This window comes from Gemmobacter nanjingensis, from assembly GCF_014652195.1.
Taxonomy (GTDB): Bacteria; Pseudomonadota; Alphaproteobacteria; order Rhodobacterales; family Rhodobacteraceae; genus Gemmobacter; species Gemmobacter caeni.
Genome location: NZ_BMYI01000044.1, coordinates 4,363 through 8,993 on the forward strand (window position 1 = coordinate 4,363; position 4,631 = coordinate 8,993).

At 60.3% G+C, this 4,631-nt stretch carries 9 protein-coding genes; 3 read left to right on the plus strand and 6 right to left on the minus strand.

The window, feature by feature from the left end; genetic code table 11:
• From IE126_RS24980 to IE126_RS25005, 6 genes are all read right to left on the minus strand, one after another.
• On the minus strand, positions 1–195 hold a 195-nt coding region (locus IE126_RS24980; protein WP_194678752.1), incomplete at its 3' end, for a hypothetical protein.
• Between the two features lie 8 nt (positions 196–203).
• Positions 204–701 (minus strand): ParB N-terminal domain-containing protein, encoded by a 498-nt coding sequence (locus IE126_RS24985; RefSeq protein WP_229825917.1) that lies wholly within the window; start codon positions 699–701, stop codon positions 204–206.
• Positions 702–725: 24 nt separating this feature from the next.
• On the minus strand, positions 726–1,049 hold the full coding sequence (locus tag IE126_RS24990; RefSeq protein WP_189383041.1) for a hypothetical protein: 324 nt from the start codon (positions 1,047–1,049) through the stop codon (positions 726–728).
• A 4-nt stretch (positions 1,050–1,053) separates the two neighbouring features.
• Positions 1,054–1,305 carry a hypothetical protein gene (locus IE126_RS24995; RefSeq protein WP_189383043.1) on the minus strand — a complete coding sequence of 84 codons (252 nt, stop codon included), beginning with the start codon at positions 1,303–1,305 and terminating at the stop codon, positions 1,054–1,056.
• A complete protein-coding gene (locus IE126_RS25000; RefSeq protein WP_189383045.1) occupies positions 1,302–1,559 on the minus strand; it encodes a hypothetical protein in 258 nt (85 codons plus the stop codon). Before IE126_RS25000 ends, IE126_RS24995 begins: the two co-directional genes overlap by 4 nt.
• Positions 1,559–1,738, minus strand: a complete 180-nt coding sequence (locus IE126_RS25005) for a hypothetical protein (RefSeq protein WP_229825919.1) — start codon at positions 1,736–1,738, stop codon at positions 1,559–1,561. Before IE126_RS25005 ends, IE126_RS25000 begins: the two co-directional genes overlap by 1 nt.
• 166 nt (positions 1,739–1,904) lie before the next feature.
• Here IE126_RS25005 and IE126_RS25010 point away from each other — a divergent pair, with 166 nt between their 5' ends.
• The 3 genes from IE126_RS25010 to IE126_RS25020 all read left to right on the plus strand — a co-directional run bounded on the left by IE126_RS25010 (position 1,905) and on the right by IE126_RS25020 (position 4,521).
• Positions 1,905–2,615: a S24 family peptidase gene (locus IE126_RS25010; RefSeq protein ID WP_229825921.1), complete on the plus strand. Its 711-nt coding sequence runs from the start codon at positions 1,905–1,907 to the stop codon at positions 2,613–2,615.
• Complete coding sequence (locus IE126_RS25015) at positions 2,591–3,562, plus strand: hypothetical protein (protein ID WP_189383048.1); 972 nt, start codon at positions 2,591–2,593, stop codon at positions 3,560–3,562. Before IE126_RS25010 ends, IE126_RS25015 begins: the two co-directional genes overlap by 25 nt.
• Positions 3,563–3,702: 140 nt before the next feature.
• Positions 3,703–4,521 (plus strand): DNA adenine methylase, encoded by an 819-nt coding sequence (locus IE126_RS25020; protein ID WP_189383050.1) that lies wholly within the window; start codon positions 3,703–3,705, stop codon positions 4,519–4,521.
• Positions 4,522–4,631: the final 110 nt, after the last annotated feature.

Genomic DNA, 4,631 nt, shown 5'->3' on the forward strand with positions numbered 1-4,631 from the left:
GGTGTCGAGGCTGTCGGCCTCGAGCGAAGTTACGCGCTGGGTGATCGCCGCCCGTTCGGAGGCCGCAACGGTGATGGTCTCCTCGAATGTCGCCCGGAATTCGCGCAGGGACTTCGAGAGATCGGTGCGCAGCTGCTCTTTCTCGCGGTAGCGCCGGTAATCAAGATCGCCCACCCAGTCGCGCAGCTCATCCATGCTGCGCGTCACCCGCCGGTAATTCCGGGCATGCCGAATTTGTCGGCAGTGGATTTCACGAATGCAACTGAACTCGGTTCAGTTGCATCCCAACGCCCAGCGGCACCGGCAACGCCACGTCGCGTTTCCGGGTGCAGGCGCTCATAGATGGCCTTGCGGGTGGCCAGAAACACCGCCGTATCAAGGGCGTTCATTTCGGCACCGGCAAGGTTGTCGTCAATCTCGATCAGTCGCGCCCAGTCGTCGGTCACGTCCGTCCAGATCTTCGCCTCGATCTCGTCCCAGCCCAGACGCCGGGCGGCTTCGGTGCGATGGGCGCCTGCCAGCAGGTGCAGGCTGCCATCCTTCTTCTTGCGCAGATGAATGGCGTCCTTCATCACCCCGGTCTCGCTGATCGAGGTGATCAGGCTTTCAACGCCCGCTGCGCTGACCGGGCGCAGGCGGGAACCGATCACGATATCGGCGATCCGCACCCGGTTCTGCTGCATCAAGGTCGGTGGTTTCACGGTTTGGCCCCTTGGTCTTCGCCGTCACGACGCTGCGCGACGGATCTTCGCTATCGAATTGGTCGGAATGCTCAGCGAGGCGGCATCGCCCCGGCTGCGGCAATGCGCGCACAGCCGGTTGTGGATGCCTTCGCTGTCGAAGTTTCGCCCGCAACACATGCAGGGGCGCGGCCCGCGTTTGGCATGGCGGTCGGCCTCGGCCTGCATCGCCTGCGCGGCCTCCACGGCGGCCCGGCGGCTTTCGAACGGCGGCCCGACAAGCTTGCCTTCGGGGCTGATCACCCGGAACCGGCCGCCGATCCGTTCGACGTGGAACCGCTGTTCGGGGGCGCTGAAGGTGCCGAGCATCGCCTCAGCCCCCGTAGCTGGCGGTCAGGAAACCGGCCAGCTCGTCCATCAGCCCGCATTCCTCGGCCATGGCCATGGCAAAGACGCACTCGGCAAAGGCATCGCTGGACGCCTCAAGGTGCGAGTCAGCCAAATCCAGATCGCCTGCAATCACGGCATCACCGTGCAGGCGATCCTGCTCGCGATAGATTTTCGCGTGGTGGCGGATGGCCTCAAACAACTGGCACTTCGACAAGGGTTCGATGTGATCCTTCACGGGTTTCCTCCGAAAATGATGATGAACATGGGCAGCAGGACCGGCGTGCAGACCACCAGCGCCACCAGCGAGGCGATGCCGAGCAGGTCACCGATCCAGCAATCGTTGATGCGGTCATCCAGCGCGCGCAGGCGCCGCCAGAGCGACGGGCGCGGCACACCCCGATCCAGCCGGACTGCCTTACCAGCCGGATCGGGGCGGCCTTCGCCGCGGCAGGGGCCAACCGACCCCGGCGAAAAGGGTTGAGGCGACATCACGCGGCATCCTTCGATTTCGAGGGGCGCGGGATGTCTGCGGGCCATGCCAGATCGGCGGGCCAACGCTCCGAAAAGGCAATGATTGCCGCATTGTAGGTATCCACCCGGCACCCTGCGCCAGCTTTGAGGCGCAGAAACAGACGCGCATGGACGCCGCACCATTTAGCGACAGTCATGTCGGAGCGCCCAACATGTGCGGCCAGTAGCGAAGCAAGTTTTGTAAGATGTGAATACTGCATGCCGTATAAAATGCATATTTACATCATGTAGTCAATGCTAATTTGCATCAATCTGGAAACGGATTGTGCAAAATTACATCGTCTTGTGCGGTGCTGAGATTTGGTGCAATTTTACACCATGCCGACACCGGAAGAGATATACTTGGCCTTGGAGGCCCGCAGAACCGAACTCGGCTTGTCACAGGCCGAGATCGGCCAAAGAGCTTTTGGAAAAGCGGACAATGCAGCTTTTCAAGCTTTGAGAAGGGGCTCCTCTCCGTCGGCAGATAAGCTGGCTTCCCTCTGCCGTGCTGTAGGCTGGGAGTTGTATTTTGGCCCACCTCGTGAAGTGGCGGCTGTTGAGCAAGTAACCCTTGATGGCGCGGACTACGCACATATCCCGCTGCACGACGCTATGCTGGCGGCAGGGGCTGGTGCTTTCAACGGAACGGAGACGGTTGTCGATTCTCTCGCCTTCCGCCGCGAATGGCTACAACGTATCGGTGTGTCCGCCTCAACCGCCCGGCTCGCCCGCGTTCAGGGTGACAGCATGCAGCCCAGCCTCTGGCACGGCGACATGATCCTGATCGACACCCGCACCAATGAGCCGCCGGTGCGCGACCGGGACCAACGCGACCAGCGCCGCTCCCCCATCTATGCCCTGATCGACAACGGCGAGGCCCGCGTGAAGCGGATCGAACGCCCCTCCCCCGATCAGATGCTGCTGATTTCAGACAATACCGATTACCCGCCCGAGCTGCGGCAGGGCACAGACCTCAAGGCCATTACCATCATCGGAAAGGTGGCCTGGTGGGGGCATACGAACAGGGATTGAATATGGCTGGTGGATGCAGCGCCGATAGAAAGCCCGGTTGGGCAAACTATTTGCGAAGCCCTATTGCTGCGCTGATGCTCATGCTTTCGGCGAGCGCAGCAACTGCGGAGGTGATCGTCACGCATGAGCTTTTGGAAAAGCGTGACGACCAGCCGTGCAAGGTGAAGCTACGAACCGATGCTGGCAAGCGCGTTGGCTTCTACCTGTCACGCGACGAGGAGCGGTGGAAAATTGAAGCAGTAATCCTTGCCAACGCTGAAGTTTATCGGCGCTTTTTTGATGATCAGCGTCTTAGCGATGCATTCCGCTTCACGTTCGCGCTCAAAACTGTGACGATTGGTGGCCAGATCCTGAAGCTTCAGAATGCGCGCTTCCTCGAAGTCTCACCGTCGGGTGTTCATAAAGAAACGTTGGGGTCTTTTGAATTCAAGGAGCTGCACAATGTTGCCAAGGTGCTGGACGCCATGGCGAAGGACGGATTTGAAATCGACGGTTTGATCAGGCTGGATACCACAGCTTCCGCGCTCGCAAGCTTTCGTTCATGCGCATATGAGACGATAGGATTGCAAGAAGGGCAGCATGTAGAGACTGATTTTCGTGCTGAGTTTCGAATGCTGTTCGAGCACACATTTCGGATATGGATCGTGTTCTTGGCCACTGCAGAACACTGTCAGGCTGCGCAATTTGATGAGGCCGCAGTGAACAACGTGATCCTAAGGGCCTCCCACGCATTCTACCCTGGCCTGTCGAACTGGCGTAAGCGCGCCTCCTATCGGGACATGCTGAATCGTGATGTGGCGAAAGCGCAGCTTATCGGTGCCTCAGAAGCTCTGAAAGGGTGCTTCCTTGCGCGGCCGCTGGCTGAGAAAACCCGCATTCCGGTAGACATGGCGATCGAGGAAGCCGAAGTCTGGAATCGATATCCCTTACGCTACTGGCCTCGCTGATCCACCACTCAAAGGAATGATGCACAACTGCATCGCCTCCCTATTGTTACTGGAGGCTCAGCCAAAGCGCGACAAGTCAATATCTGATCTTCAAGAATGTTCAGCTTATGTTCTGGATGATGCACCCAAGGAACATGACGATGAACAGCCCTTTAACTCACGTTGAACCCGTCTCTCCCGCCGCCCCCTGGCTGGGCGGCAAGCGCAATCTGGCCAAGCGGATCTGCGGGATCATCGCCTGCACCACCTATGCCGAGCCCTTCGTGGGCATGGGCGGGATCTTCCTGCGCCGCGCGACCCGGCCGCGCTGCGAGGTGATCAATGACAAGGGCCGCGACATCGCCAACCTGTTCCGCATCCTCCAGCGGCATTACCCACAGTTCCTCGACACCCTGCGGTTCCAGCTGACCACGCGGACCGAGTTCAACCGGCTGGTTGACACCAACCCCGAAACGCTGACCGACCTCGAGCGCGCGGCACGGTTCCTCTACCTTCAGCGCACCGCCTTCGGCGGCAAGATTTCCGGACGGAACTTCGGGGTGGTGACGGACCGACCGGGCCGGTTCAACCTGACCACGCTGGAACCGATGCTGGAAGATCTCCACAGCCGCCTGTCCGGCGTGATCATCGAATGCCTGGACTGGGGCGACTTCATACCTCGCTACGACCGCGAGGGAACGTTGTTCTATCTCGACCCGCCCTACTGGGGCTGCGAGGGCGATTACGGCAAGGCGTTGTTCAGCCGCGAGGATTTCGGCCGGATGGCGGATGTTCTGGCCGGGCTGAAAGGCCGGTTCATCCTCTCGATCAACGACGTGCCCGAAATCCGCGAGATCTTCGGCCGCTTCCAGATGACCGGCGTGACCACCAGCTACACCATAAGCCGCACCGGAAACGACCAGGCCGGGGCGCGGGCCGAGCTGCTGGTGTCGAATTTCCCGGTTCCAGCCGCGACATGACGCGAATGTATCGACCCAGCGGAATCTGCACAGGTTAAGCCGCTAATGCGAATGCCTCAGCGGGGGTTTTCATGTCCAGCGCCTGATGGGGGCGGCGGGTGTTGTAGAAG